This is a genomic window from Terriglobales bacterium (genome assembly GCA_035624455.1).
In the GTDB taxonomy this organism is placed as follows: Bacteria; Acidobacteriota; Terriglobia; order Terriglobales; family Acidobacteriaceae; genus DASPRM01.
Genome location: DASPRM010000039.1, coordinates 1 through 2482, shown reverse-complemented (window position 1 = coordinate 2482; position 2482 = coordinate 1). Strand labels below are relative to the sequence as shown.

The 2482-nt window shown below is 60.0% G+C and carries 3 protein-coding genes; 1 reads left to right on the top strand and 2 read right to left on the bottom strand.

Annotated elements, in window-relative coordinates:
• Positions 1 to 714 (top strand): polysaccharide deacetylase family protein (locus tag VEG30_04925; GenBank protein ID HXZ79252.1); only part of this gene is annotated, 714 nt, incomplete at its 5' end.
• Between the two features lie 20 nt (positions 715 to 734).
• Here the strand turns inward: VEG30_04925 and VEG30_04920 are convergent.
• Together VEG30_04920 and VEG30_04915 are read right to left on the bottom strand one after the other, a co-directional pair.
• Entirely contained in the window at positions 735 to 2105 is a 1371-nt protein-coding gene (locus VEG30_04920) for an NCS2 family permease (protein ID HXZ79251.1), read from the bottom strand.
• A partial coding sequence (locus VEG30_04915; protein ID HXZ79250.1) for a nucleoside deaminase occupies positions 2072 to 2482 on the bottom strand: 411 nt, incomplete at its 5' end. The genes VEG30_04920 and VEG30_04915, both read right to left, overlap by 34 nt.

The window sequence follows — 2482 nt, the reverse complement described above, 5'->3', positions numbered from 1 at the left end:
GTGGACGAACGAATCCGGGCTCTCCGCCTGTGGCTGGATTTCGGTTTCGAACTTGGCAATCACACCTACAGCCATTCCTCGCTTAACCAGGTGGGGTTGAAGGCCTGGGAGGACGACGTGATTCAGGGCGAGAACGTGATTCGCCTGTTGCTGGCGGAGTACCACATGAAACTAAGGTATTTCCGTCATCCGTTCCTGGATACAGGACGGGATCTCCGGACCCGGCGCGACGCGGAAGCGTTTCTGGCGGACCGAGGCTACCGGATTGCTCCTGTCACCCTCGATGCCTGGGACTGGATGTACGCTCCGGTCTACGATGACGCTAAGAAGCAGGGGGACACGGCGTTGCAACAGGAGCTGGTGCGCAGTTACCTATCCCACAGTGACGCGGTGTTGGACTATGCGGAACAGCTGTCGAAGCAGATCATGGGGTATGAATCCCGGCAAATTCTGCTGCTCCATGCCAATCAGCTGGAGGCAGACCATATCGGCGAGTTGCTCGATGTAATGCGCAAGCGAGGTTATCGATTCGTCGCTCTGGGCGAGGCCTTGGGGGATCCGGCCTACAGTCTGCCCGACACGTACGTCGGAGAGGAAGGAACCGGCTGGCTTGATCACTGGGCCATCACGATGGGGAAGCCTCCGCAGGGCGCTCCCGTCTTTCCGCAGTGGGTGATTGATCGCGCCAAGCCATTGCGGCAGCCCCAGCCATAAACCTCCTGCAGCCCGCCTCCCTAAGTCCATCCCAGGTAAATGTAGCGCAGGATGAAGAGCGCGGTCAGGATCCACACGAGTAGGTTGATGTCCCGGATTCTGCCCGCCGCGATTTTAACCACTGTATAGGAGATCAGCCCTAGACTGAGGCCGGTCGCGATGCTGAAAGTGAGGGGCGTCGCCAGCATGGTGATGAACGCCGGAACGGCTTCGCTGAAGTCCTGCCACTCGATGCGAGCGATGGATTGCGTCATCAGCGCCCCCACCAGGATCAGTGCCGGTGCGGTTGCGTAGCCAGGAATGGCGGCGGCCAGCGGTGAGCAAAACATGGCAGCCAGAAAGAATGCCGCAACACAGACGTTGCTGAGGCCGGTCCGCGCTCCCGCCGTCACGCCCGCGACACTTTCTATATAGCTGGTGACGGTGGACGTGCCGGTTAGCGAGCCAAAAAGAGTGCCGATAGCATCTGCCATCAGGGCCCGTCCGACTCGCGGAATCTTGCCTTCTTTGATGAATCCTGCTTGCTCACAGACGCCGACCAGGGTGCCTACGTTGTCGAAGAGATCGACGAAGAGGAAGGCAAACAGAATCTCCAGCAAGCCCAGGCGGAGCGCACTGCGGAAATCGAGTTGTAGCAGGGTGGAGCTGGGGTGCGGCAGAGAAAGGATTCCCGTAGGCCGGGAGGCGATTCCGCGCACAATTCCGAGAACAGTTGTGAGTAGGATGCCGATGAGGATCGCACCGTTGATCTTGCGGGCCATCAGGACAATCATCACCGCCAGGCCAAAACAGGCAGTTTGCACCGCCGGGTCGCCAAAACTGCCCAGGCCGACATAGGTGGCCGAGTTCGCCACGACCAGCTTGGCGTTCCGCATACCGATAAAGGCGATAAACAAGCCGATGCCACCCGCGGTCGAGTGCTTGAGGCAGGCGGGCATCCCGTTCACGATCTGTTCGCGGACCCGCGTAACCGTGAGAAGCAGGAAGGCTGTCCCGGAAAAGAAGACCACGGCCAGCGCGGTGCGCCAGGGAATGTGCATGCTGAGGCAGACCGAGTAGGTGAAGTAAGCGTTGAGCGACATGCCCGGGGCCAAGGCGATGGGATAGTTGGCGACCAGCCCCATCGCCAGCGTGGCCGCCGCTGCCGAAATGCATGTCGCGAAGACAACGCCGTCTACGGGCATTCCCGCTTGAGAGAGAATTTCCGGATTCACGACGACGATGTAGGCCATGGTTACGAAGGTAGTGAGGCCGCCGAGAAACTCCTGCCGTACGCTGGTCTGGTTTTCCGCCAGCCGGAAGTAACGGTTGATCAAGCCGTCGTCCTTAATGGGAATGGCATGTGTGGACTTGTGGTTCAGTACGGAATCTTGTTGGGCTTTTTCTGCCAAGCGCGGAAGGCTGCCAGGGCCTGTTCCCGCATCATCTGGACCATGGGAATCGCACGCTCAGGGAGTGACTGCGCGAATTCGTGGTAGATGAAAGAATCGTCAAAACCGATCTGGGAGGCATCCGCGGCGAGATTGCCGTAATACACCCGAGCCAGGCGCGCCCAGTAAATCGCACCAAGACACATGGGGCAGGGCTCGCACGAGGTATAGAGCTCGCATTGCTTGAGTTCGAAGGCGCCCAGCTTGGCACAGGCCTCGCGGATGGCGGCCACTTCGGCGTGAGCTGTCGGATCGTGGGTGGCGGTGACGCGATTCACGCCCTCGGCAACGATGCGACCATCTTTCACGATTACCGCTCCGAAGGGTCCCCCTTGGCC